At 42.2% G+C, this 24,238-nt stretch carries 19 protein-coding genes; 12 read left to right on the top strand and 7 right to left on the bottom strand.

All coding sequences use genetic code 11. The features are described from left to right. Positions 1 to 96: 96 nt before the first annotated feature. Positions 97 to 927 carry a T9SS type A sorting domain-containing protein gene (locus tag HFD85_RS01965; protein WP_167604930.1) on the bottom strand — a complete coding sequence of 277 codons (831 nt, stop codon included), beginning with the start codon at positions 925 to 927 and terminating at the stop codon, positions 97 to 99. A 317-nt stretch (positions 928 to 1,244) separates the two neighbouring features. On the opposite strand from HFD85_RS01965, the gene HFD85_RS01960 reads away from it, so the two are divergent. After that, on the top strand, positions 1,245 to 2,474 hold the full coding sequence (locus HFD85_RS01960; protein ID WP_167604929.1) for an LL-diaminopimelate aminotransferase: 1,230 nt from the start codon (positions 1,245 to 1,247) through the stop codon (positions 2,472 to 2,474). Positions 2,475 to 2,529: 55 nt separating this feature from the next. On the opposite strand, the gene HFD85_RS01955 is transcribed toward HFD85_RS01960, so the two are convergent. Continuing rightward, on the bottom strand, positions 2,530 to 3,759 hold the full coding sequence (locus HFD85_RS01955) for a pyridoxal phosphate-dependent aminotransferase (protein WP_167604928.1): 1,230 nt from the start codon (positions 3,757 to 3,759) through the stop codon (positions 2,530 to 2,532). A 236-nt stretch (positions 3,760 to 3,995) separates the two neighbouring features. Between HFD85_RS01955 and ald the strand changes: the two genes are divergently transcribed. From ald to HFD85_RS01930, 5 genes are all read left to right on the top strand, one after another. After that, positions 3,996 to 5,108: an alanine dehydrogenase gene (gene ald, locus HFD85_RS01950; RefSeq protein WP_167604927.1), complete on the top strand. Its 1,113-nt coding sequence runs from the start codon at positions 3,996 to 3,998 to the stop codon at positions 5,106 to 5,108. 118 nt (positions 5,109 to 5,226) lie between these two features. Then, on the top strand, positions 5,227 to 6,030 hold the full coding sequence (locus tag HFD85_RS01945; RefSeq protein WP_167604926.1) for an ion transporter: 804 nt from the start codon (positions 5,227 to 5,229) through the stop codon (positions 6,028 to 6,030). Positions 6,031 to 6,174: 144 nt separating this feature from the next. After that, the gene (locus tag HFD85_RS01940) at positions 6,175 to 6,969 is read left to right on the top strand and encodes a thymidylate synthase (protein WP_167604925.1); all 795 of its coding nucleotides are present in this window, start codon (positions 6,175 to 6,177) and stop codon (positions 6,967 to 6,969) included. 10 nt (positions 6,970 to 6,979) lie between these two features. After that, the gene (locus tag HFD85_RS01935; protein ID WP_167604924.1) at positions 6,980 to 7,474 is read left to right on the top strand and encodes a dihydrofolate reductase; all 495 of its coding nucleotides are present in this window, start codon (positions 6,980 to 6,982) and stop codon (positions 7,472 to 7,474) included. Positions 7,475 to 7,525: 51 nt separating this feature from the next. Then, the gene (locus HFD85_RS01930; RefSeq protein ID WP_167604923.1) at positions 7,526 to 9,268 is read left to right on the top strand and encodes a M14 family zinc carboxypeptidase; all 1,743 of its coding nucleotides are present in this window, start codon (positions 7,526 to 7,528) and stop codon (positions 9,266 to 9,268) included. A 66-nt stretch (positions 9,269 to 9,334) separates the two neighbouring features. Here HFD85_RS01930 and HFD85_RS01925 read toward each other — a convergent pair whose 3' ends face one another. From HFD85_RS01925 to HFD85_RS01910, 4 genes are all read right to left on the bottom strand, one after another. Then, positions 9,335 to 10,429: a chorismate mutase gene (locus HFD85_RS01925; RefSeq protein WP_167604922.1), complete on the bottom strand. Its 1,095-nt coding sequence runs from the start codon at positions 10,427 to 10,429 to the stop codon at positions 9,335 to 9,337. Beyond that, positions 10,426 to 11,328 carry a prephenate dehydrogenase gene (locus HFD85_RS01920; protein WP_167604921.1) on the bottom strand — a complete coding sequence of 301 codons (903 nt, stop codon included), beginning with the start codon at positions 11,326 to 11,328 and terminating at the stop codon, positions 10,426 to 10,428. The genes HFD85_RS01925 and HFD85_RS01920 overlap by 4 nt, the downstream gene beginning before the upstream one ends. 349 nt (positions 11,329 to 11,677) lie before the next feature. After that, positions 11,678 to 14,155 (bottom strand): T9SS type A sorting domain-containing protein, encoded by a 2,478-nt coding sequence (locus tag HFD85_RS01915; protein ID WP_167604920.1) that lies wholly within the window; start codon positions 14,153 to 14,155, stop codon positions 11,678 to 11,680. Positions 14,156 to 14,535: 380 nt separating this feature from the next. Next, positions 14,536 to 16,977, bottom strand: a complete 2,442-nt coding sequence (locus tag HFD85_RS01910) for a T9SS type A sorting domain-containing protein (protein ID WP_167604919.1) — start codon at positions 16,975 to 16,977, stop codon at positions 14,536 to 14,538. Positions 16,978 to 17,571: 594 nt separating this feature from the next. Here HFD85_RS01910 and HFD85_RS01905 point away from each other — a divergent pair. Together HFD85_RS01905 and HFD85_RS01900 are read left to right on the top strand one after the other, a co-directional pair. Next, the gene (locus HFD85_RS01905; protein ID WP_167604918.1) at positions 17,572 to 19,017 is read left to right on the top strand and encodes a glycoside hydrolase family 32 protein; all 1,446 of its coding nucleotides are present in this window, start codon (positions 17,572 to 17,574) and stop codon (positions 19,015 to 19,017) included. 66 nt (positions 19,018 to 19,083) lie between these two features. Then, positions 19,084 to 19,566 (top strand): thioredoxin family protein, encoded by a 483-nt coding sequence (locus HFD85_RS01900; RefSeq protein WP_167604917.1) that lies wholly within the window; start codon positions 19,084 to 19,086, stop codon positions 19,564 to 19,566. Positions 19,567 to 19,603: 37 nt separating this feature from the next. Here the strand turns inward: HFD85_RS01900 and pepE are convergent, their stop codons facing one another. After that, positions 19,604 to 20,311: a dipeptidase PepE gene (gene pepE / locus HFD85_RS01895; RefSeq protein ID WP_167604916.1), complete on the bottom strand. Its 708-nt coding sequence runs from the start codon at positions 20,309 to 20,311 to the stop codon at positions 19,604 to 19,606. Between the two features lie 220 nt (positions 20,312 to 20,531). On the opposite strand from pepE, the gene HFD85_RS01890 reads away from it, so the two are divergent. The 4 genes from HFD85_RS01890 to tatA are packed head-to-tail and all read left to right on the top strand — an operon-like array spanning position 20,532 to position 24,172. Continuing rightward, the gene (locus HFD85_RS01890) at positions 20,532 to 21,383 is read left to right on the top strand and encodes a M23 family metallopeptidase (protein WP_206081835.1); all 852 of its coding nucleotides are present in this window, start codon (positions 20,532 to 20,534) and stop codon (positions 21,381 to 21,383) included. Between the two features lie 33 nt (positions 21,384 to 21,416). Beyond that, a complete protein-coding gene (locus tag HFD85_RS01885; RefSeq protein WP_167604915.1) occupies positions 21,417 to 22,577 on the top strand; it encodes a 1-deoxy-D-xylulose-5-phosphate reductoisomerase in 1,161 nt (386 codons plus the stop codon). Between the two features lie 15 nt (positions 22,578 to 22,592). Beyond that, complete coding sequence (gene rseP, locus HFD85_RS01880; RefSeq protein WP_167604914.1) at positions 22,593 to 23,930, top strand: RIP metalloprotease RseP; 1,338 nt, start codon at positions 22,593 to 22,595, stop codon at positions 23,928 to 23,930. Between the two features lie 41 nt (positions 23,931 to 23,971). Beyond that, positions 23,972 to 24,172 (top strand): twin-arginine translocase TatA/TatE family subunit, encoded by a 201-nt coding sequence (gene tatA / locus HFD85_RS01875; RefSeq protein WP_167604913.1) that lies wholly within the window; start codon positions 23,972 to 23,974, stop codon positions 24,170 to 24,172. Positions 24,173 to 24,238 lie beyond the last annotated feature (66 nt).

The raw sequence follows: 24,238 nt of genomic DNA, 5'->3' as shown, positions 1-24,238 counted from the left end.
CAACTCTTTTAGGAGCAAAATCTCATTTTATGGGCAAAAAAGTGGTAATCCATTACAATTATCTTGTTTACGAATGGCAATGCTGAAAACTTCGGATTACTGAATAATTATCTTTTTAGTTTTTAGATCACCCTTCTTCTCCAACGAAATAATATAAGTACCTTTTGAAAGAGTACTTAAATCAACCCGACTGAGACTCTCACATAGAACAGTTGACTTTTGAAGCCTTCCATTTAAATCGTATACCTTCAATGTAACATCCCCGCTCAAATCATCCTGTTGTACAAACACCTCTCCATTCGATGGATTTGGATAAACATTCCATTCAACTTGTGACCAGGATTTTACGCCATCACTTAAATCTACTTTGATAGGCATAAAATCGGAGCTGTCTTTAATACCAAAGGGATCTTCTGAATTCCTTTTGTAGTATTTGTCCGTATCGCCTAAAAAATACCTGAGTTTGAAATCGCCAAGAACAGAATCCGTTGAAATCTTTATATAAATGAAACCGTCTTCCATACCAAACAGGGTCATTACATCAATCGATTTTGCACCCCACCAATAATACCCGGGTTCGCGTGGTGCGTAAATGCTATCCAGAAAGACATCAACACCATCATTTTGAAGAATGAATCCACCCAAGGATGAGTCTTGCCAATTAATCACATATTCTATTGAATCTTCAACGGTCCATCCCTCCGGTAACAGAATCCCCAAAATTCCATAACTAGGGAAATAATCGTCCCTCTCACCGTCATAGTCTGGTTCAATACAAATTGTAACATTAAAAGTACTTTCAGGATTGACTTGAGTTGGCTGAATGATATAAGCAATTTTGTAGCATCCGCTTATGAACAGAATGATACCCAGACAAATAATCAGATGTTTTCTGAGTCGCTTGTTGTTGGTAAAAGATTTTTTCATGGCTATCTATTTTAGGTTAACGATATTCCTCAACAATCTGATTTTTCACGAATATTCCGGGATACATAAGTTACTCAAAAGCCAGAAAGATCATTTTGGCATTTGTCTCAAATACTTGATCATTTGTCTCAAAAAACATTACTTGATTTACAGATGATACCAGGTGATCATTTGGATTAACTCATACGACTAAAAACAATCGCTATTTTTCTTAAATAAATCTAAATAAGAATTGAGTTGGAAGCAACTGAAAATTGCGACATCGTTAAATTGCTATCTTTGTGGCAATATCGTGACAAACAAATAACAGACAAAATATGGCACTTATTAACGAAAGTTACCTCAAACTGCAAGCCGGATATTTATTCCCGGAAATCGGAAGAAGAGTCAGCGAATTTATTGCTGCAAATCCCGACAAAAAAGTAATTAAAATGGGTATTGGCGATGTTACCCGGCCACTGGTTCCATCGGTAGTTAAAGCCTTCCACGAAGGTGTGGACGAAATGGCCAAAGGCGAAACTTTTAAGGGTTACGGCCCCGAACAGGGTTATGCATTTTTGCGCGAAGCCATTGCAAAAAATTCGTACCAGGACAATGGTGTTAATGTTTCGGCTGATGAGATTTTCATCTCTGACGGCTCGAAATGCGACACCGGAAATATCCAGGAGATTTTTGGCAATGAAAATAAAATCGCCATCTGCGACCCAGTTTACCCTGTTTATGCCGACACTACAGTTATGAGTGGAAAAACTGGTAGCTGCCAGACCAATGGTTATTACGATGGAATTATTTACATGCCATGTACCAGTGAAAATGGTTTTATTCCGGAATTGCCGACGGAAACACCTGACCTGATTTTCCTGTGTTACCCAAATAATCCAACCGGAACGGTAGCCAGTAAAGAAGAACTGAAAAAATGGGTGGACTACGCGACTGAAAACAACGCCATTATTTTATACGATGCAGCTTACGAAGCGTTCATCACTGAAGATGGTGTTCCACACTCGATATATGAAATTGAAGGCGCTAAAAAAGTAGCCATCGAATTCCGCAGTTTCTCAAAAACTGCAGGTTTTACTGGAACACGTTGTGCCTTCACCGTTGTACCTAACGAATTGGTTGCATTTGGTAAAGATGGAAAAGAATACCCTGTAAAACCCTTGTGGAACCGTCGCCAGTCGACTAAATTTAACGGCGTTTCGTACCCGGTACAAAAAGCAGCTGCTGCTATTTACACCGAGGAAGGTAAAAAAGAAGTTGCGGATGTAATCGCTTATTATCTTGAAAATGCCAGCATTATGAAAGCCAGCCTGGCAGAAGCCGGGTACGAAGTTTTTGGTGGCGTAAATGCACCTTATATTTGGGTGAAAACCAAAAACGGAATGACATCGTGGGATTTCTTCGATAAAGTGTTGAATGAAGCCAATGTGGTTGGAACTCCCGGTTCAGGATTTGGTCCTTCGGGCGAAGGCTATTTCCGCTTTTCAGCATTTGCCGACAGAGACAGTGTACTGGAAGCAATGGAACGCATTAAGAATTTGAACTAGTTCAAAAACAAGAATAAACGAAACGCCGGTCTGTCAACTGACAAACCGGCGTTTTTTATTTTGCTTCTTCATTCTCAACTTTTATCCGCACTTTGCTTCCCGGGTAAACCTTTAACGCTTCCTGTAGGATTTTAAGTGCTACAGCCAGGTCTTCTTTTTTCAGCACGTAGGCAATCCTAACCTCGTCTTTCCCTTTATCTGAGCCGGTGTAAAAACCGGAAGCAGGTGCTAAAAATATGGTCTGATTCTCATACGAGAAATCTGAAAGCAACCACTCACAAAATTTATCCGAATCATCAACAGGCATTCGTGCAACGGTATAAAAAGCACCCATCGGGATGGGAGAATAAACTCCGTCGATTCGATTCAGCCCATCGATCAGAAATTTTCGGCGGTTGACATATTCATTGTAGTTATTCAGCATGTATTCCGGATCGGCTTCGAGCGAGGCTTCGGCAGCAATCTGCCCGATAAGTGGCGGGCTTAAACGTGCCTGACAGAATTTGAGCACGTTCCTTTTTACGGCTTCATTTTTCGTAATCAGCGCTCCAATCCTTAATCCACATTCGCTGTACCGTTTCGATACCGAATCAATCAACACCACATTCTGCTCAATTCCCTCAAGGTGAAAAGCCGAAATATACGGAGCTCCGGTATAACAGAATTCGCGATACACTTCATCGGAAAACAAATACAGGTCGTACTTTTTCACCAGGTCGCGAATCGCATTCATTTCCTGCTGCGTGTACAAATACCCGGTCGGATTGTTCGGATTACAGATCATGATCCCCTTGGTTTTGGGCGTGATCAGCTTTTCGAATTCTTCGACGGGAGGCAATGAAAAACCTTCTTCGATATTGGCCGCAATCGACCTGATTTTTGCCCCAGCAACAATGGCAAAAGCTTCGTAGTTGGCATATGCCGGTTCCGGAACGATGATCTCGTCACCCGGATCGAGACAGCTCATAAAAGCAAATGTTACAGCCTCGCTTCCACCCGATGTAACGATGATATCCTGGGCTTCAACATCGATATTGAATTTATGATAGTACTTCGCGAGTTTTTGCCTGAACGACAAAATTCCCTCACTCGGAGTGTATTCAAGAATCTTTCTGTCAATATTTCTAATTGCCGCGAGCGCTTCAGGAGGAGTAGGTAAATCGGGCTGACCGATATTCAAGTGGTACACTTTGATCCCTCTCTCCTTAGCCTTTTCGGCTAGCGGGGCCAGCTTCCTGATTGGAGAATCTGGCATTATCCTTCCCCTGTCTGATACTGTCGGCATGTTGTAAAATATAAAGTATAAGTGAGCAAATATAAGTTTAACAATCTGAAATCAAGAATGATTATTTTTTTTCAATTTTAAATATTATTAAAAAATTAACTTCCAATTCATTAAAATCATTGTATCAGATGATTACTCATTCTTAATTATCCTTGCATTTCGTAATTTTTATCATGTTTTAGTCAACAGGAGAGGTCTATTTTTGAACTCAAAATAATACTTAAAAATATAGTACGATGATAATTGGTGTTCCCAAGGAGATAAAAAACAATGAAAACCGTATAGCCCTGACTCCGGCAGGAGCAGCAGAGCTTGTAAAACGTGGTCACGAAGTTTATGTTCAGGCAGGCGGTGGTAGCGGAAGTGGATTCCCTGATGAAGATTATATTTCAGCCGGTGCAAAAATGCTGCCTACCATTGAAGATGTTTACGGCATTGCCGAAATGATCATCAAAGTAAAAGAACCGATCGAACCGGAATACAAGCTGATTAAAAAAGGCCAGATCCTTTATACTTATTTTCACTTTGCATCGGGCGAGGAATTAACCAATGCCATGATCGCGAACGGATCGATCTGTTTGGCTTACGAAACCGTTGAATTGCCCGACCGTTCACTTCCTTTGCTTATCCCGATGAGTGAAGTTGCCGGCCGTATGTCGGTTCAGGAAGGTGCAAAATATCTTGAAAAAACTTTTGGCGGATACGGTGTACTTTTGGGTGGTGTCCCCGGAGTTCCACCGGCAAACGTGCTTATTATCGGTGGCGGTATTGTAGGTACCGAAGCCGCAAAAATGGCTGCCGGTCTGGGAGCCGACGTAACCATTATGGATGTTTCGCTGAAACGCCTGCGTTACCTCGACGATATTATGCCGCCGAACGTAAAAACAATGATGAGCAACGAATACAACATACGTGCAGCAGTTAAAAACAACGATGTTATTATTGGTGCCGTTTTGATTCCGGGAGCAAAAGCACCTCATCTTGTTACGCGCGATATGTTGGCGACGATGAAACCGGGTACGGTTTTGGTTGACGTTGCTGTTGATCAGGGCGGATGTTTCGAAACCACAAAAGCAACTACTCACGCCGATCCTACTTTTGTGATTGACCACGTGTTGCATTACTGTGTAGCCAACATGCCGGGTGCAGTTCCGCGTACCTCAACCATCGCGCTTACAAATGCTACGCTGCCTTATGCCATCCAGATTGCCGACAAAGGCTGGAAACAGGCCTGTATCGACAGTGAACCATTACGCAAAGGCTTGAATGTTGTGGATGGTAAAGTGGTGTACAAAGGTGTGGCAGAAGCGTTCAACCTTCCTTATCACGAAGCTAGTTCACTGCTCTAAGAAAACCTGACAATATATTCTCAAAGGGCCTTTTCCGGATATCGGGAAGGGCCTTTTTATTTGTACCAACCCTTCTAAAAAAAGAATATCGTATATTTAATCCTCAAATGCATTTGAAATGAGCAAAACCAGGGATGAACTTTATGAAGTAATTTTTGAGGCCGACACTCCGGCGGGCAAGTTGTTCGATGTTGTTCTCCTGATTGTTATTCTTATTAGCGTGGCTCTTGTCATGCTGGAAAGCGTCCCTGCCATTCGAACAAATTACCGCCCGTTCTTACGCATTCTGGAATGGATTATTACGGGAATTTTCACCCTTGAATATGTCCTAAGGATCGTGATTGTACGAAAACCACTTCGCTACATCTTCAGCTTTTACGGCATAATCGACTTCCTTTCGGTGATACCTACTTACCTTGGGCTTTTTATTGTTGGCTCGCACCATTTGGTTGTTATCCGCATACTTCGCATGTTGCGTGTTTTCAGGATATTAAAGCTTACCCGCTACACTCAGGCCGGCCGCACACTTGGCCGGGCGCTTTGGGCCAGCCGCGAAAAGATCAGCGTTTTTATCTTTTTTGTTGTAGTTCTGGTTATTGTTATCGGGACGGTAATGTACCTGATTGAAGGCGAAGAACACGGGTTCACCAGCATTCCACGCGGAATATACTGGGCTATTGTAACGCTAACGACCGTTGGTTATGGCGACATCAGCCCGCAAACACCATTCGGACAATTCGCCGCTAGCATTGTAATGATAATGGGTTATGCCATTATTGCCGTTCCAACCGGTATTGTAACTGCCGAGATCATTAATCCTTCGAATCGCGGCAATACGCAGGTTTGCCCCAACTGCCTGCACGACAAACACGATGATGACGCAAAATTCTGCAAAAAGTGCGGATCGAAAATCAATCCCTAACTTCACAAACATCTTTGAAAGCCAGCATCACTATTCACATCTTTCAAATCGGTTAACAACATCTAAACATTTGTGGATATTTAAATGTATCTATTCTGATACCACTTTTTTCAAACAACTATTTTTGCATCAAACAGAGGAAATATGAGGCAGTATCTTGATTTATTGGAGACCATATTAGAAAAGGGGACAAAGAAGGAAGACCGCACCGGAACAGGTACGATCAGCAGGTTTGGACATCAAATGCGTTTTGATTTAAGCGAAGGATTTCCGATGGTAACCACTAAAAAATTGCATCTGAAATCGATCATTTACGAACTGCTTTGGTTTCTGAAAGGCGAAACCAATATAAAATACCTGATTGATAACGGTGTCCGTATCTGGAACGAATGGGCCGACGACGATGGTAACCTGGGGCACATTTACGGTTACCAGTGGCGAAGCTGGCCAACTCCCGACGGGAAACACATCGACCAGATCAGCCAGGTACTCGAGTCGATTCAGAAAAACCCTGATTCGCGGCGACACATTGTAAGTGCCTGGAATGTTGGCGAACTCGATAAAATGAACCTGCCTCCATGCCATATTCTGTTCCAGTTTTATGTGGCCGATGGAAAACTCTCGTGCCAGTTGTACCAGCGTAGTGCCGATGTTTTTCTGGGCGTACCGTTTAACATTGCATCTTATGCCCTGTTGACAATGATGATGGCGCAGGTGACCGGTTTACAAGCCGGCGATTTTGTTCACACTTTTGGCGACGTACACATTTACACCAATCATATTGAACAGGTGAAACTTCAGTTGACCCGCGAACCATATCCACTCCCAACAATGAAAATCAATCCGGATGTGAAAAGTATTTTCGATTTTAAATACGAAGATTTCGAGCTGGTGAATTACCAGTCGCACCCGCACATTAAAGGAGTTGTTGCCGTTTAAAAATTAAAGAATGATCCATAAAAACATTTCAATTATTGTTGCCATTGCCGAGAATTTCGCCATTGGCAAAAACAACGATTTGCTGTTTCACCTGCCCAACGACCTGAAACGTTTTAAAGAAATCACCTCGGGCCACACCATTATTATGGGAAGAAACACCTTGCTTTCGTTACCCAAATGGCCGCTGCCCAATCGCCGTCATATTGTAATTACCGATAAAGAAGATGATGTTTTTCCGGGCTGCGAAACGGTGTTCTCGATTGATGAAGCCATCGAAAAGGTAAAAGGAGAACAGGAAGCATTCATCATTGGCGGAGGAATGATCTATCGTCAGTTTTACCCGGTGGCCGGTAAACTCTACCTCACACTGGTGCATAAACCTTTTGACGCTGATGTTTATTTCCCTGAAATTACCTATTCGGAATGGGAAGAAGCCGCTCGCGAAGATTTTCACGATGAAGAGAACAATTTTGATTATTCTTACCTAGATTTGGTACGTAAATAATTCGACCACATCCTGAATTCCGGGACGTTTAGTTATCAAAATATTCGAGTAATGACCAGAATCCTCTTCCTTGCACTGATCATTTTATGCAGTGCATTCGTCAGTTCAGCCCAAAAACAAGCACTTCTTCGTTTAAAATATGAAGAGAATTACACCCCGACTTATAACGAAGTGATTGACATGTTCAGCCTGCTTGATGCGAACTACGAAAACGCAAAGCTCGTTGTAAGTGGCACAACCGATGTTGGAAAACCGCTGCACACTTTTATTATCAATTCCGAACCGGTTTTCGATGCAAAAACTATAAAGGAGCAAGGTAAATCGGTGCTGCTGATTAACAACGGAATTCACCCGGGAGAGCCGGAAGGAATTGATGCCAGCCTGCAGTTTGCCGACGACATTCTGCGCAACAAAAACGGGATGAAAAGCTGGCTCGAAAATACGGTGATCGTTATCATTCCGGTTTATAACGTTGGTGGTCATTTAAACCGGGGGCCGTACAACAGGGCCAACCAGGCCACGCCTTACGAAACCGGGTTCAGGGGAAATGCGAAGAATCTCGATCTGAACCGTGACTTTACCAAATGCGATTCTAAAAACGCAAAGTCTTTCAACGAGATATTTCAGGAATGGGACCCGGATGTTTTTCTTGATACGCACACCACCAACGGTTCCGATCATCAATACAGCGTCACCTGGATCACTCCTTTTCCAGATTATTTTCCGCCCTTTCAGGAAAAATTTCTGCGTATTGAAATGATTCCCGAAATGTTCAGGAAAATGGATGCAGGCGAATACAAACTTACGCCATACGTTAATTTGATGTCGCACGATCCAAATTCCGGCATTCTGCTTTGGCAGGATTCGCCGCGCTATTCGTCGGGTTATGCCAGCCTGTTCAACAGTTACGGGATGATGACCGAAAACCACGTGTACAAAGAGTTCCCCGACCGCGTAAAATCGTGTTACCAGTTTATTACCGCGCTTTCTGAATTCACCTCTGAAAATTCTGAAGAAATCATTGCCAGTCGTAAAAAAGGAGGCGAAGAAATGCTGACGATGAAAACCTATCCGATTAGTTACGAAGTAGATACTACCCAATATTCTACTTTTGATTTTGATGGTTACGAAAGCAGCGATAATGTTATTGATAAAGTTACCGGTCTGCCGCGCTTTGGCTACGACCGCACGAAGCCGTATTCGAAAGAGATCCGCTATTACGATGTTTACAACACCGTGGAAGAAATAAAAATACCGGAATATTACATTTTACCTCAAGCATGGTCTGATGTGATCGAACGCCTGCAACTGAACGGAGTGGAGTTTAAAACGCTCGAAAAAGATACGATGCTGGAAGTTGAGGTGGATTACATCGATGAATATGAAACAATGAAACGACCGTTTAACGGACACTACTTTCACAACAAGGTAACAACGCGTCAGGAAATTCAGAAAATACAATATTATGCCGGCGATCTGGTAATTCCGGTGCGTCAGGAAAAAATGAAATACCTGCTGGAAATGCTGGAGCCAAGAGCAATGGATTCATTTTTTCGCTGGAATTTCTTCGATTCAATACTCGATCAGCGAGAATATTTCTCGTCGTATGGTTTTGAAGAAAACGCGCTTAAATACTTGAACGATCATCCGGAGTTCAAAAAAGAATTTGAAGAAAAACGCGCATCCGATCCGGAATTTGCAAATAACCATCGTGCACAAATGGCTTACATTTACAGCACCACCGAATGGGCTGAAAAAACTTTCAAGCGTTATCCGGTTGCAAAACAATACTAGCATTGATAGAACAAAAAAACGGAAGCTCAAATGAGCTTCCGTTTTTCTTTTAATCCGGTTTCGGTATTAATCTTCCGAATCCATAATCTCAGTTTGCATGCGAACCGAGTCCTCGTGGATCAGCTGAAAAAGGATTTTCACAAAAGTCTCGTCCAGGTTCAGGCTGTTACCCACATTAATACGATTCTCCATTAACTGCGACCAGCGATTGATCTGCAACGCAGTTACGTTATTTTCTTTTTTATACTTACCAATCTCTTTCACAATCTCCACTCTCGATGATAACATTTCGAGCAACTCGGAATCGATCGCATCGATGCGGCTTCGCAACATATCCAAACGGGTTTCAAATTCAGGATTATTGGCCGTTTCGTAGCGAATAACCAATTTATCCAGCATCTTGCCAAGGTCAGCAGGAGTAAGTTGCTGGCCGGCATCGCTCAATGCGCACGAAGGATCGATATGTGATTCTACCATCAAACCTTCCATTCCCATATCGAAAGCTTTTTGAGAAATTTCGTACAGGTATTCGCGCTTACCCGCAATGTGGCTAGGGTCGCAAATAATCGGCAAATTAGGTATATTACGACGTAACTCGATTACGGTTTTCCAGTTTGGATAGTTGCGGTATTTGGTATCACTGAATGGCGTAAAACCACGATGAATAGCTACAATGTTTTTAATGCCTACCTGATGTACACGCTCAACGGCTCCCATCCATAACTGTACGTCGGGGTTCACGGGATTTTTGATCATCACCACAGCATCGGAACCTTTTAATACATCCGCAATTTCCTGAACAACAAAAGGGCTGGCTGTTGAACGGGCTCCGATCCAAAGCACATCCAGTCCGGCTTTCAGTGCTTCTTCGGTATGTTGCGCATTTGCTACTTCAGTCCCAACCGGCAATCCGGTTTCTTCGCGTACCTTTTTCAACCATTCCAAACCGATTGATCCAACGCCTTCAAATGATCCGGGGCGTGTTCGTGGTTTCCAAACTCCACCGCGGTATACAAATACACGTTTGTCTTTTGCGAGTAAACGTGCAGTGTCGAGTGCCTGTTTTTCTGTTTCCAGGCTACATGGTCCCGAAATCAGCAGTGGATTGTCGATGTGTGGCAACCACGCTTTTATCGGATTAATGTCAAGTTTTAAAGTCATGATTTCTTTGTATAAAGTTTTGTAATTGTCTCTTCATTTTTCACCAGGTGTGGATTTTCTCCACCCAGAATTCCACGGATTCGGTTTGCATTTTCAATCAAGGCCCACATCTTTTCATCGTCCTCTTTTTTCATGCAATCGCGAAACTCGGTGAGGTGTTTTATATAAACGTTCAGGGCTTCAACAACGTAAGTTCTGTTTTGTTGAAAAATAGGATGCCACATCGATCCCGAACTTTTTGCCAAACGCACCGTTGAACGAAAACCACCGCTCGCCAGGTCGAAAATAATATTCCGGTCTTCCTTGGCCTGCACGGCATTTGCCAATGCATAGGCTGCCGCGTGTGGCAGGTGCGAAACAAAAGCCGTACTGTGATCCTGTTCGTCGGAAGTCATGTACGCAATATCCATCCCTAAATTCTGAAACATTTTTTCGATGAGCGCTATGTGTTGCGGGCCTGAATTTTCCTGGTCGCAAATGATGGCGATCTTTCCGCGGAAAAGGTCAACCAGTGCTGCAGTCGGCCCTGAATTCTCGGTACCCGACATCGGGTGAGCAGGAACATAATTCTTTCTGCGCCCGTGGTTTTTAACGGCCTCAACCAATTGCTTTTTGGTCGATCCCATGTCAGTAACAGTCGTACCACTATCAATATTATCCAGGATCACCGGAAGCAATTCAAGTGTCTTATTTACAGGAATCGCAATCACCACCAAATCGGTTTTCTTAACACCTTCGTCAAGTGGCAGTACCCGATCCACCAGGCCCAGTTCAAGTGCCTGTTCAGCGTGTTCTTCGTTACTCTCCACACCAACAAGCTCTGTGGCAAAACCGCTGTTACGGAGGTCTTTTGCGATCGATCCGCCAATTAGTCCAAGTCCAATAATTGTAATCTTCATTTTAATTTCGTTTCATCTCATTAAAATCATTCATTCCCATCGTATTCGATGGAACTCTCGATGAATTTTGATTCTTTTTATTTGTGATTATAAAGAATGAAAATTCATGTTCGTTTCATAAAAAAAGGCCCCGAATAATTCGAGACCTTTCTGTAAAATATTTTCAGTTTTAACAATACTCTACTTCCTGATCCCGGCTTCAGAACCATAATAAAAATAAAAGTAGAAATAGTTATTGTTAAATGTTGTCTGCATCATCTAAGCTTTATTCAAGCAAATATAGAACTATATTTTAAAATATAAACAATTCTATACTTTTTGGTTTGAAATTTAAAGCGAAGGTAAATTTTTAGTTCTTAATCATTTTTTTTGAAAGTACCGGCTTCCCGTTTTCGCTAACCTTTAACAGGAACAAGCCACTACTGTATTGCCGAAGATCTATTGTCTCTTTCAATGCCTCTACATTTTGCCTGATGATATCCTGCAGCTTCCTGCCGAATACATCGAATACTTCGATACGCACTTCCTGTAATTCGCTATCCGGATATATTTCAACCTGAATAGCAGTATTGAAAGGGTTAGGATAAGCATTCACCTGTCCCGGGGACAGAACGGTTGCGGTAGCCAGTGGATATTGCACCCGCAGATTATCGATTGCCCAACCCCAGCCATTGGCGTAGGGATCGGAATATAGACGAAAACGAATAAGAATGGTATCGCCAACATTGAAATGGCCACTTTCCAGCAAGGATATTTGGTGGTTCACAAACCACTCGGCAGTACCTTTGGTTTCGGAATCCTGTTCTCCTGAAGGAATGCCGGCGTTGTAGTTTTGTTGCCAGGTGGCATTTTCTCCCGAATCATAACCATCGGTAAGTGCATACCACGATTCACCGTAATCCTTACTTCCTTCCACAATCACATAATCCCAAAAATCGTCGTCGCCATAAACCGACATAAACTCTCCCGGCTCAACCAGTACCACTTCATCGAACGACATATCCCCATCCTCCTGCAGTATGATCGGATACTTCAGGAAAGTAGAGAAGTTGAGGTCTTTGTTATCGATGTTCGGGCTGGGATACGGATGCGGACTGTGCAGCGCATCGTTGTTGAAATTCTCTGCTGTGTATATCGAAAAATCGGAAATTATAAAAGCTGAACTTTCAGAATTAAAGTCCGTTTCGTAATTCGTAACCGCATCAAATATCCGTTCAATTCTGAATTCCATTGATTTTACGGCCGGATAGATGGTTGTATTTTGGTTCGAAGAAGCATCGCGGGCAACAATGTTATATTTTACTAAATCTCCGTCGTGCAGGTTCAGCAGGTCGAAGTTAAAGGTTCCCGTGAAAGTGGTACCCGACTCCGGCAGTAAAGGAAACGGAGTTTGATCCACATCATTAATAGAATACGTTACATAAACCGTATCCAAACCAAGATTATCATCAACTTCTGCCTTAATCTGAAGTGGTTCTCCTCTTAACAGAAAATAAGGAATAGCTTCGCTTGCTATAACAGGATCTTCGTTGTCGGGGCCAAAATGTACATCGTGCACATTTTGAGGGGCATCCCATGGCGACATTCTCAAACGCCCTTTAACATCGGCAGCTTCCAGGTAATATTGAATATCAACATTACTCTGGGGTTCCAATGTAGCTGAATATTCTCCTTCATTCGCTGTTGGTGTTAAAACCAGCGTATCGCGCGTACTTTCAAAATTATCAGTGGAATAAACAACCAATACCGAACCTTCTTCCACATCGTAATAACTATCAATGTTAGCCACGAAATGCAAGGTACCAACTTCTTCCATATCCTTTACGGGAGTGTGTCGTACAATTAGGTTGGTCCAGCCAATATCTTCCATAATACCTCTGGCAAGCGGCCCCGGATCGTGAATGGCCTCACCCATTCCGACAGCGTGTGTCATTAGCGAGTTCTCGTTGCCGGTTCCGTAGGTAAAATCGTTTAGGTGGTAAACACTCGAACCATCGTTATAAGTTGAAGGTGAATAAAGACGTGGCCTTACTCCTGAATTTTCGCTTTTTGCAACGGGGCTGTTGGCATAAAGCGACCCTGTAAGTGCACTCTTTAATTCGGCCGAAGGATTGGAGAATAAAGTAGTATTCAACAGTTGCGAACCCGAAAGTTTCTCAACCAGCATGTCGAAGGTAGTTGCATCGCCATATTCGTAATAGGCATAGCCACCCATTCCGGCTTCGGCATCAACATAGAAAAAGCCTGTAAATCCTAAACCATGTGCAATCTCATGCAAGGCAACCGAAACAAAATCATATTTATCAGTGGGTGTATTTCCGTCAGTTCCATAATACCAGTTAATACGGCTGCTAAAGGTAGCTTCAACATCGGAACGTGAAACACCGTTAAGCTCCTCACCAGCTATTTTCTCGGCTATAGCAACGGCGTAATACCTGTTCTCAAAGGGAATATTTTTAAAATTGGTATAATACGTTTCGGGACCACAACTGGCTAAAGTATTTGTTCCCAGGGTAGAACTCCATCTGGCATTGATGTGTATCGGAACGTCCGACTCAATAATACTCGCCCAAATACCTACTGCGTAATTCAAAGCATTTCGGGCATCCTCCGGAAATCCCGATCCAAACTCAACAATTATTTCTGCGGTTGGTTCCCCTGATTTAAGCAGGAATTCCGCCGGTGGAGGGATAAAAGATTTTTCAACTGTTCCCGATGCCTCACATACAGGGCGAAGCACATGGTCACCCGGAATACTTTTCAGCGATTGCGCCGAAAGCACGTTAAAAGTGGCAACTATCAATAGTGTTACTAATCCTAATCTCATTGTAATTAATTGCTTTCAATTATTGCTGTACAAAATCAGCCGGCTTCAATATCTATCTGTATTGCTTTTCTCAATATTAACAGTACGGCGTGCTCTTTTGATTATATCTAAAAATGCAAATACCCTAACCCTTAAAAGAATCAAAAGTTCGGATAACGGGTATAAAAATAGATTTTTCAGCTTCTTTTCCAGTGATAATTAAATAAAAAATGCCGGAATAAATTCCGGCATCTCCCTAATTTAAGGTTGTAATACCAATCATCTAATTTGGTAACCTTTGCGCTTTTTTCGTGTTTACCATTTTGTACAATGTCACTAACGAGGTAACGAAGCCTAACAGTGCCATAACAAAGGCAATAATCATTAAACTATTCATGATTCTAATTTTTTATGATTTTTTGATTAATAATGAGGGATTGATTATCTGAGATACTTGCCAGATAGATACCAGGGGCAACATTTGGCAAGTCGATTTTAATGCGTTGCTCATACGAAGCGTAACGTGTTTCGCGGAAAACAGTTTTTCCGTACAGGTCGGTTACTCTTACTTCAAGGTCCGATCCGTCTGCATCGATTCCGTCAACATAGATACTGTTTTGGAATGGATTTGGATAAACGGATACATTGTTTTCGGCTAAGATTTCTTCAGCATCAGTTGCAATACTTTTCTGTATTTCCAGGTTATCGATAGCCCATCCCCAGCCTGTTACCTGCTGATCAGAAGCTAAACGGAAACGGAACAATACGGTGTCGCCTTCTTCAAAAGGAGTATCAGCTGTAAGGTTGATGCTCTGGCGCAGGAACATGCTTTCAGCACCACTGGCTTCAGAAACCGAACTTTTCAGTGTATTGGTAAAATGAGAGTTCCACAAGGCATCGGCACCAGAATCGTAACCTTCGGTTACCGGCAACCAGCTTTTACCATTGTCTTTACTACCTTCAACAATTACAAAATCCCAGAAAAGATCTTCAGTGTATCTGGTACCTGCTTCACCCGGTTCAACAAGCACAACCTCATCAAAACTCATTTCGCCGTTTTCTTCAATAATAACCGGGTATTTCAACTGCGCGATCAGGTTGTATTTTTCATTATCAACAGACGATTCAGGATATGGATTCATGGTATGAAGATTACCCGAAGAAAAACCTAATGGACGGGTTATCTCGAAATCCGAAATTTCAAAATCTTCGGTGTATTCATCAAAATTATTGACGTAACCTCTAACCGGCTTCGCATTTTCGAATACATCAACAGTGTAATATCCCGAGGTCGGCAAATATCTTTTGTTACCACGCTGGGTGTCGTCTTTTGCCAGAACACGGTATTCAATAATATCGGCTTCGGTTAAATTACCAGGAAGTTCCAGTTGACCGGCATAAGTATCCGAACCCTGAAGTTTCAGATTCACTGGATCCTGATCAACGCCGTTGATGCGGTAAATAATACTAACCGATTCGATTCCCACATTGTCGGTTGCAATGGCTTTCATGTCGAGCACCGGATTAGCTGTGGTCAGCAATTTATGTGGATTATGTTTGAGAGTCGGTGGGTAATAATCCGCACCAATCCTGAAAGAATACATTTTGTTTGGAGCATTATCCGGACAGGTAAACTGAACATGCGAGCTGGTGCTGGCCGAATAATAATACTGAATGTTACCTTTTGCCGACGAAAGCGGAACTTCGCCTTCGAACTTCCTGGTAACCTTGTTATATTTTAAATTGATTGATTCTGAAGTTGTAAATCTGTTGGTTGAGTACGTGAATTTAACAGATGAGCTGTCTACTTTTAATTCGCTGCTTACTTCAACCGAAACAGGAAGTGTAGCAACCGCTTCTTCAAAGTCCTTAATGATAAGCCCATCAACAGTCATTGATTTCCAGCCAAGGTCGGCCAATACTTTCAATGTTTTCTCGCCTGGATAATGGATGGCTTCACCTTTAAAAATATATGGACTCATCAACGCGTTGGCATCGCCTTTATCGAAACCACTTTCGTTGTAGTGGTAGATGCTTGATCCGTCGTTCCATGATTTTGGAGCATATACTTTTTCGATATCGCTGCCATCGTTGCTTTTTAGGTTTAATGAACCTGACTGCAGTGCATTGCCAAGTGCTGCTGATGGCATGTCGAAATGATCGTGGTCGCAAACCTGAAGATTGTTCTGGTAAACGTACCAGTCGTAAATACTTGGCAGGTGTTGATCGTTTTTAAGATTCCCAACTCCATTTTCGCTGTCGAAAAATCCTGAGAAACCAAGACCATGAACCAGTTCGTGCAGTGCAACAGTAACAAAATCGTACTGTTTGTCGGGTCCGTTTCCGTTTGTTCCGAGGTACCAGTCCATGTTTGAATTAAAGGTACATACGATGTCCGGCTCGGATCCGTTAATTTCTTTTCCTGAAAGTTTTTCTACCAGGGCAACCGGATAATAAACGTTAGCAACACGGGCTCCGTCAAAATTCTTATAGAAAGCTGTTGGAGAACTGTGAGCCAGTACGTTTGTTCCCAGTTTTTGCCACTTAGCCTGCACAACGATCGGCACGTCCGATGCAAGCAGGTTTTCGTAGATGGAAATGGCGTACAAAAATGCTGATTTGGCACTTTCGGGGAAATCTACAAATTCAACCTGGAAATCAGATTTCAGGACTGTGCCCGATTTCAGATTAAGCTCCAGGGGTTCAATAAATGATTTTCTACTCTCTTCAGAAGCGATGTTAATCGGAGCGGTTCCTGCGGAAATCCTTTCCAATTCATGCTTTTGGCCCATGGTACTCAAAGCGTCAACAAGCACCAGGGCAATGATTAAAAAGCGTCTCATTACAATTTAAATTAGGGTTTGTAATTTGCCATGCCGGGTACCAATAGCGCAAAGGTTTTCCAACATGGTTCGGAAATCGTCTTAACGGTGTACCTGTTTTAACGGGTTTGTAATTTTAAAACAGTGGGTTTGTAACACTCATCAAGCTAATCTCCAATACTTCAATAAAAAAAAGAACTTAATTCCTTTCGGAAAGCAACTCTGTAATCTATGGTTTGTGTTATCTTTTATCCAACTCAATTTTCACATCACAAAGTTTCCTATTCTTTGATTAACTCCAGAATTTTTATTGCTGAAAATCAGGGCATAAAAGCCCCAAAGATCAATCAGAAAAAATTTCGCGTCGATGAAATTTTTTCCGGGACGAATCAGTTTATTGGGTTTAATCCTGATCGTTTTGAACAAAAATTCTAAGCATACCGATCAACATCAGTACAGCTCAAAGTGAATTTAAATTACTTGAAATTCGATAGCGTCAATCAAAGAACGGTTTTACATTTATGGGTTTGTGGGAGTAAATGTAGGAATAATTTTAAATTGTGCAAATTTTTTTCTTATGTTTAGCCATCCAAAAAACATTTCAACTGTTCGTTTATGAATATTTTATCAACAGTTTTACTCGCTGTGCTAATGAGTCTTACCAACGGTGTTGATAAGTCGGAGGCCAATAAAGAGGATGAAATTTACCGTCCACAGTATCATTTTACGCCCTTGGTGAACTGGATGAACGACCCGAACGGACTGGTTTATTACGATGGCGAATACCATCTTTTCTATCAGCACAATCCGAATGGAAAAGAGTGGGGCTACATGCACTGGGGCCATGCAGTAAGTAAAGACCTGGTACATTGGGAACATATGCCAATAGCTATTTTCCCGGATGAAAATTCGACTGATAAGGAACGATGTACAGCCTTTTCAGGTTCGGCGATTGTTGACGAGCATAACCTTTTAGGCAAACAAAGCGGCGACAACAAAACTTTGGTAGCCTTTTATACCAGCCAGCATTGTGGACAGCGAATTGCCTATAGTAACGACAAAGGCAGAACCTGGGAAAAGTATGAAGCAAATCCGATTATTCCGTATGATGCTACTGACGATGCCAGAGACCCGAAAGTGTTTTGGCACGAGCCTACACAAAAATGGGTTATGGTGCTGTACCGAAAACTTAACGCAAACGATAATTCAAAAGGAGTTTCAATATACACTTCCGGCAACCTGGTTGATTGGGAATGGAAAAGCCACATGCCGGGTTTTTATGAATGCCCCGACCTGGTTGAATTTACGGTTAGCAACCGCCCCAACGAAAAAGTGTGGGCGATGTTTGACGGCGATGGCAGTTACCTGCTTGGAGATTTCGACGGCGAAAGTTTCAAACCAACTTCAGGAAAAATAAAAAGCGACTGGGGCAAAAATTATTATGCCACACAAACCTGGAGCAATATTCCAAAAGAAGACGGACGTATTATTCAGATTGCATGGATGCGTGGCGGAAACTACCCCGAAATGTCTTTCAACGGACAAATGACCTTCCCATCGGAATTAACGGTAACAAAACTTCCATCCGGATACAAGTTGATTCGTCGTCCGATTTCAGAAATTGAATTATTGTACGACAAACACCAGTCGTGGGAGAATAAAAACATCATCCCGGGAATCAAGCAGAATAAAGTGAAGAATGTGTCGGGCGATTGCATATTCCTTAGCGGAGAATTCGACCTTAAAACTTGCGACAACTTTGGTTTTATGGTACGCCACAGCATAAAGAATCCGGGAACTGAAATTCTTTACAATGTGAAACGTGGTGTCCTTACCGTGTTGGGATCTACCGTTCCGCTGCTGCCCATCGACAATAAAATAAAGCTTGAGATTCTTATCGACCGCACTTCGATCGAAATATATGCCAACGACGGACAGGCTGTTGTTTCAAACTGCTTCACGCCAGACGCGAAAGCCGAAGAAATGGAACTGTTCACCAACGGAGGTGAACTGGAAATTCTTAAACTTGATGTTTACAAGCTGAAATCTATCTGGGATTAGGCCCAAAAGAACTAATCTTAAAGTAAGTTTTAACTAACCAGAAGAAACATCTATTATAAATTTTTTATGAAAAATATTTTATTCACTTTAATCTTACTGACCTGTGCCGGCTTGTTGCAAGCTCAGGACATCAAAATTTACAATCCCGAAGCAAATGCAAAAGCAGACATAAAAGCCGCAGTAAAAGAAGCAGCTGAATCGGGCAAACATGTTTTTCTGCAAATTGGCGGAAACTGGTGTTCGTGGTGTATCAAATTTCACCAGTTTGTTGAAAACGATGCCGAAATCAGTGAGTTTGTACAAAACAACTTCGTAGTAGTTAAAGTGAATTACGATCCTAAAAACAAAAACGAAGAAGTACTTTCTGATTTAGTATACCCGCAACGTTTCGGATTCCCGGTATTTGTTATCCTGGATGGAAAGGGCAATCGGATCCACACCCAGAATTCTGCTTTTCTCGAAAAAGACAAAGGATACGACCGTGACAGAGTTTTACGTTTTTACAAAAACTGGTCGCCAACAGCCCTTGATCCTAAAAGCTACAAATAGGTGGAATCGGGATTTATGAAATTGGTATAAGAAGTAGTTATTTCAATAAGAAATTAAAATCGTCGCCTGCCGCAAGTTCTACAGGTTCCTGTCCTTTTTTGAAGATCCGGCATGTGCGTTCTCCAATCAGTTCAATTGAGCCATCTTCAACTTTAAACATGGTTCCTTCGCGTAAACCTGCAACATACGTGTTCGGATTTATTTCGAGAAACTCTGCTATTCGCTGCTCTCGTGTTTCACCACCGTGTCCTTCAGGATTGGCATCGAGGTAGTGCGGGTTAATCTGGAACGGAATCAGGCCTGCACAGTCGAAGCCCAGCGGATCGATGATTGGCATGTCGTTAGTAGTTCGCAGTGTCGGACAAGCTACATTCGAACCGGCGCTCCATCCAATATAAGGCGTCCCGTAATGTGCTTTCTCCCGAATCGCATACACCAGTTTTCTTTCGTGCAGCATACGCACCAGTTGCCAGGTATTTCCACCACCCACTACAATTGCTTCAGCCTGTTCAATAGCTTTTATTGGATCGGCAAAAGTATGAATGCCCACCACATGATGACCTAATTCGGCAAATCGCTCTTCTACTTTCTGCGTGTATTCATCAAACGAAAATGTCACTGCGGCATAAGGGATAAAAACTGCAGTCAGTGATTCTTCACCCAGAAATTTTTTGATTTCATGTTTTGGGTAATCCAGATAGGGCTCACCCGGCATTGTTGAGTTACTAATGAGCAGTAGTTTCATTTTAAATACTCTGTTTTATGCGTGTTTTTATTGTATTGTTTTCAGGGCACAATAACTGCATAAAAATAAATATCAGAAATGATAATTGTTTGTTTTCCAAGCCAAATAAGCACGAAACAGATTTGCCTCGCGGAAAGAGGCAGCTTCAAATATTAAAAAAAGCTAATAATCAGTGCATTTTTCCATTTCTTTCTAAATTTGCAGGCATAAATATTTCAGGGTGGAAGAAAAGAAAAAGTTTTATTCGAAATTAAAAAACCAGTACAGGCTGATCATTTATAACGACACTACCTTTCAATCGGTATGGAGCATGAAACTCTCGCGATTGAAAGTGTTCACCGTTACCAGTCTGTTGTCTGCAATTATAGTTGTTCTTGTTATTCTTTTGATTGCAACAACCGGATTACGCGAATACATTCCGGGTTATCCGAAAGCCGAATACCGCCAAATGCTGGTTCGAAATGCACTCATAGTCGATTCGCTGGAAATGGAACTCCAAAAGCGCGATCAGTTTTTCAAGGGCATTCAGTCGATAATGGCCGGAGAAGTGCCTGAAGATGAACAAACCATGCAGGCCGAGGCTCCTACTACTAATATCGAATTTCAGGAATACAACCACGATTCCGTTTTCCAGGATGAATTGCTGGCCGAACAGCTTAGTTTATCGCTAAAAAACGATAACAGCAATGCAACGAGTTTGAACCAGATGCATTTTTTTATTCCGGTGAGGGGCGTTGTTACCGAACATTTTAAAGCAGAACCCGACCATTATGGAATTGACCTCGTAAGTGAAGCAAATGCCAGAATATCAGCAGTACTCGATGGCACGGTAATTTTCTCGGGATGGACGCTAAACACCGGGTACGTCATTTATATTCAGCACGAATCTGACCTGGTTTCGGTTTATAAACACAATGCCGAACTTCTTAAAAAAACCGGTGAAAAAGTAAAGGCCGGCGAGGCTATTGCCATCATTGGAAACACCGGCGAATTGTCGAGTGGCGCACATTTGCATTTCGAACTCTGGCACGACGGGACAGCGCTTGATCCGGAAAAGTTTATCGATTTTTAGCATTCTCAAAACATTCAGAACAAAATTTAAAAGATGAAGAAAAGGATTGCAATCCTGGGATCCACCGGTTCAATCGGAACACAGTCGCTAGAAGTGATCGACCAAAATCCGGATGATTTTGAAGTTGAAGTACTGACGGCAAATAATAATGTTGATTTGCTTATTCAACAGGCAATTAAATACCAACCAAACGTGGTGGTAATTGCCAATAAAGATAAGTACCCTTATTTAGCAGGCGCCTTGGCCGACGAGGATATAAAAGTGTACGCCGGCGATGAGGCCATTGCACAGGTAGTGGATATGGATACCATCGACCTGGTGTTGACTGCCATGGTGGGCTACTCGGGATTAATCCCAACCTACAACGCGGTGAATGCGGGTAAAAACATTGCCCTGGCCAACAAGGAAACACTGGTTGTTGCCGGTGAGATCATCACAAAAAAGGCCCGCGAAAAACAGGTCGATTTGCTGCCCGTTGATTCAGAACATTCGGCAATTTTCCAATGCCTGGTGGGTGAATTCATGAATCCGATCGAGAAAATTTACCTCACATGTTCGGGTGGTCCGTTCCGTGGAAAAACTTTCGACGAGCTAAAGGATGTGAGCGTTGAACACGCACTGGCCCACCCCAACTGGGATATGGGTGCCAAAATTACCATCGATTCCGCCACGCTGATGAACAAAGGTTTTGAGGTAATAGAAGCGCACTGGTTGTTTGGCTTGCCGGCCGAAAAAATCGATGTTATCGTTCATCCGCAGTCCATCATCCATTCCATTGTTCAGTTTGAAGACGGATCGATGAAAGCACAAATGGGATTGCCCGATATGAAACTCCCGATTCAGTATGCCATGGGATTTCCTAAACGGATTGCCAATAAGTTTCCGCGCTTTAACTTCCTGGATTACCCGACCCTGGAATTTGAGACGCCCAATACAAAAATTTTTCGTAACCTTGCACTTGCTTTTGAAGCCATGGAAATGGGTGGAAATATGCCCTGCATCCTGAATGCGGCCAACGAAGTAGTTGTTGAAGCTTTTTTAGCTCAGCGAATTAAGTTTTTGCAAATACCGGAGATCATTGAAAAGGCTATGAATACTGTTGCTTTTGTAAAAAATCCGGGACTTGACGATTTAATTCAAACCAACATTGAAACAAGAAGGGTAACAGAGTTGTTAACAGAAGACAAAATTTAGGAGAAACGTTATTTAATGGAATCGATACTAATAAAAACCACACAGTTACTTTTAAGCTTATCCATATTGGTGGTATTGCACGAAGCGGGACACTTTATGTTTGCCCGTTTATTTAAAACCCGCGTTGAGAAATTTTACCTGTTTTTCGATCCGTGGTTTTCGCTTTTCAAAGTTAAAAAAGGCGATACTGAATACGGAATTGGCTGGGTACCACTTGGTGGCTATGTGAAAATTTCGGGAATGATCGACGAATCGATGGACAAGGAAGCCATGAAACAGCCTCCAAAACCCTGGGAATTTCGTTCGAAACCGGCATGGCAGCGTCTGCTAATTATGGTGGGCGGTGTACTGATGAATTTTCTGTTTGCAATGGTTATTTATATTGGCGTATTGTATGCATGGGGCGAACAGTACCTGCCAACCGATAATGTAAAATATGGTGTGGTTGTAAACGAAACCGGTGAAAAAATCGGCTTTAAAACCGGCGATAAAATTCTAACGGTAGATAATCAGCACATTGAAAATTTTGACAAGATCATCCCCACCGTTGTATTGGATGGAGCCAAAACCGTTCAGGTAGAGCGCGACGGACAAAAAATTGATGTGCCAATCACGGGCGAAGACCTCGCATTGTTATTGAAAAGTAAAGGTATTTGGGAAGAACGTATTCCTTACGACATCAATATTGGTAAAATGGCCAAAGATTTCCCGGCACAAAAAGCAGGTCTTCAAGTTGGCGATGTTTTGGGGAATATCGACGGTAAGTCATTCAGGTTTTACGACCAGTTCACCAATTACCTGGAATCAAAAGCCGGTTCGCAAATTGAAATAAATATCACCCGCAATGGTCAGCCAATGACCAAAACGGTTACAGTTAACGAAGAAGGAAAGCTAGGTTTTAATCCGGCGTTTAACAATCCGAATGTATTCGAATTCAAAACTATAAAATACGGCTTCCTTGAATCGATTCCGGCGGGTATTAATCGTGGTATTCAAACCACAGAAAACTACCTGAAGCAATTTAAGCTGTTCTTCAAAAAAGAAACGAAGGCTTATGAATCGCTGGGAGGTTTTGCGACCATTGGAAGCATTTTTGCACCTACCTGGGATTGGGCTCATTTCTGGACCATGACTGCCTTTATTTCAATAATTCTGGCCATTATGAACCTGCTGCCAATTCCTGCACTCGACGGTGGACACGTTATGTTCCTGATGGGCGAGATCATTACCGGACGCAAGCCGGGAGAGAAGTTTCTGGAGTATGCACAAATTGCCGGAATGATACTTTTGCTGGGGCTTGTTCTTTACGCCAATGCAAATGATATAATAAAAATGATTAACGGAACATTTTAGCAAAATATTTCTATTTTTGTTGTCGAACCAATTAACAAAGTATGATGAACTTATTTATAATAGCAGGATTCATTGGACCGCAGGAGATCATTATCATTCTGATTATAGTATTGCTTCTGTTTGGTGGCCGTAAAATTCCGGAGTTGATGAAAGGATTAGGCAAGGGAATGAAAGAATTCAAGAATGCCACGAAAGAGGACGATGATGATAAAAAAGCCGATCCTGATAAAATTGAAAAGTAATTAATATCGAAATAGATATTACCAATCCCGTTCATTATGAACGGGATTTTTTGTTACCGACACACG

The organism is Maribellus sediminis (assembly GCF_011799805.1).
Taxonomy (GTDB): domain Bacteria; phylum Bacteroidota; class Bacteroidia; order Bacteroidales; family Prolixibacteraceae; genus Draconibacterium; species Draconibacterium sediminis_A.
The sequence above is the reverse complement of the archived record's forward strand: the minus strand, read 5'-3'. Positions and strand labels throughout refer to the sequence as shown.

Bases quoted from the DNA above. Each gene is read 5' to 3' on its own strand.
- HFD85_RS01885 (WP_167604915.1), top strand. From the start codon at position 21,417: ATGAAGAAAAGGATTGCAATCCTGGGATCCACCGGTTCAATCGGAACA.
- HFD85_RS01910 (WP_167604919.1), bottom strand. From the start codon at position 16,977: ATGAGACGCTTTTTAATCATTGCCCTGGTGCTTGTTGACGCTTTGAGT.
- HFD85_RS01905 (WP_167604918.1), top strand. From the start codon at position 17,572: ATGAATATTTTATCAACAGTTTTACTCGCTGTGCTAATGAGTCTTACC.
- ald (WP_167604927.1), top strand. From the start codon at position 3,996: ATGATAATTGGTGTTCCCAAGGAGATAAAAAACAATGAAAACCGTATA.
- HFD85_RS01935 (WP_167604924.1), top strand. From the start codon at position 6,980: ATGATCCATAAAAACATTTCAATTATTGTTGCCATTGCCGAGAATTTC.
- HFD85_RS01925 (WP_167604922.1), bottom strand. From the start codon at position 10,429: ATGACTTTAAAACTTGACATTAATCCGATAAAAGCGTGGTTGCCACAC.
- rseP (WP_167604914.1), top strand. From the start codon at position 22,593: ATGGAATCGATACTAATAAAAACCACACAGTTACTTTTAAGCTTATCC.
- HFD85_RS01930 (WP_167604923.1), top strand. From the start codon at position 7,526: ATGACCAGAATCCTCTTCCTTGCACTGATCATTTTATGCAGTGCATTC.
- HFD85_RS01960 (WP_167604929.1), top strand. From the start codon at position 1,245: ATGGCACTTATTAACGAAAGTTACCTCAAACTGCAAGCCGGATATTTA.
- HFD85_RS01900 (WP_167604917.1), top strand. From the start codon at position 19,084: ATGAAAAATATTTTATTCACTTTAATCTTACTGACCTGTGCCGGCTTG.
- pepE (WP_167604916.1), bottom strand. From the start codon at position 20,311: ATGAAACTACTGCTCATTAGTAACTCAACAATGCCGGGTGAGCCCTAT.
- HFD85_RS01915 (WP_167604920.1), bottom strand. From the start codon at position 14,155: ATGAGATTAGGATTAGTAACACTATTGATAGTTGCCACTTTTAACGTG.
- HFD85_RS01940 (WP_167604925.1), top strand. From the start codon at position 6,175: ATGAGGCAGTATCTTGATTTATTGGAGACCATATTAGAAAAGGGGACA.
- tatA (WP_167604913.1), top strand. From the start codon at position 23,972: ATGATGAACTTATTTATAATAGCAGGATTCATTGGACCGCAGGAGATC.
- HFD85_RS01955 (WP_167604928.1), bottom strand. From the start codon at position 3,759: ATGCCGACAGTATCAGACAGGGGAAGGATAATGCCAGATTCTCCAATC.
- HFD85_RS01945 (WP_167604926.1), top strand. From the start codon at position 5,227: ATGAGCAAAACCAGGGATGAACTTTATGAAGTAATTTTTGAGGCCGAC.
- HFD85_RS01965 (WP_167604930.1), bottom strand. From the start codon at position 927: ATGAAAAAATCTTTTACCAACAACAAGCGACTCAGAAAACATCTGATT.
- HFD85_RS01920 (WP_167604921.1), bottom strand. From the start codon at position 11,328: ATGAAGATTACAATTATTGGACTTGGACTAATTGGCGGATCGATCGCA.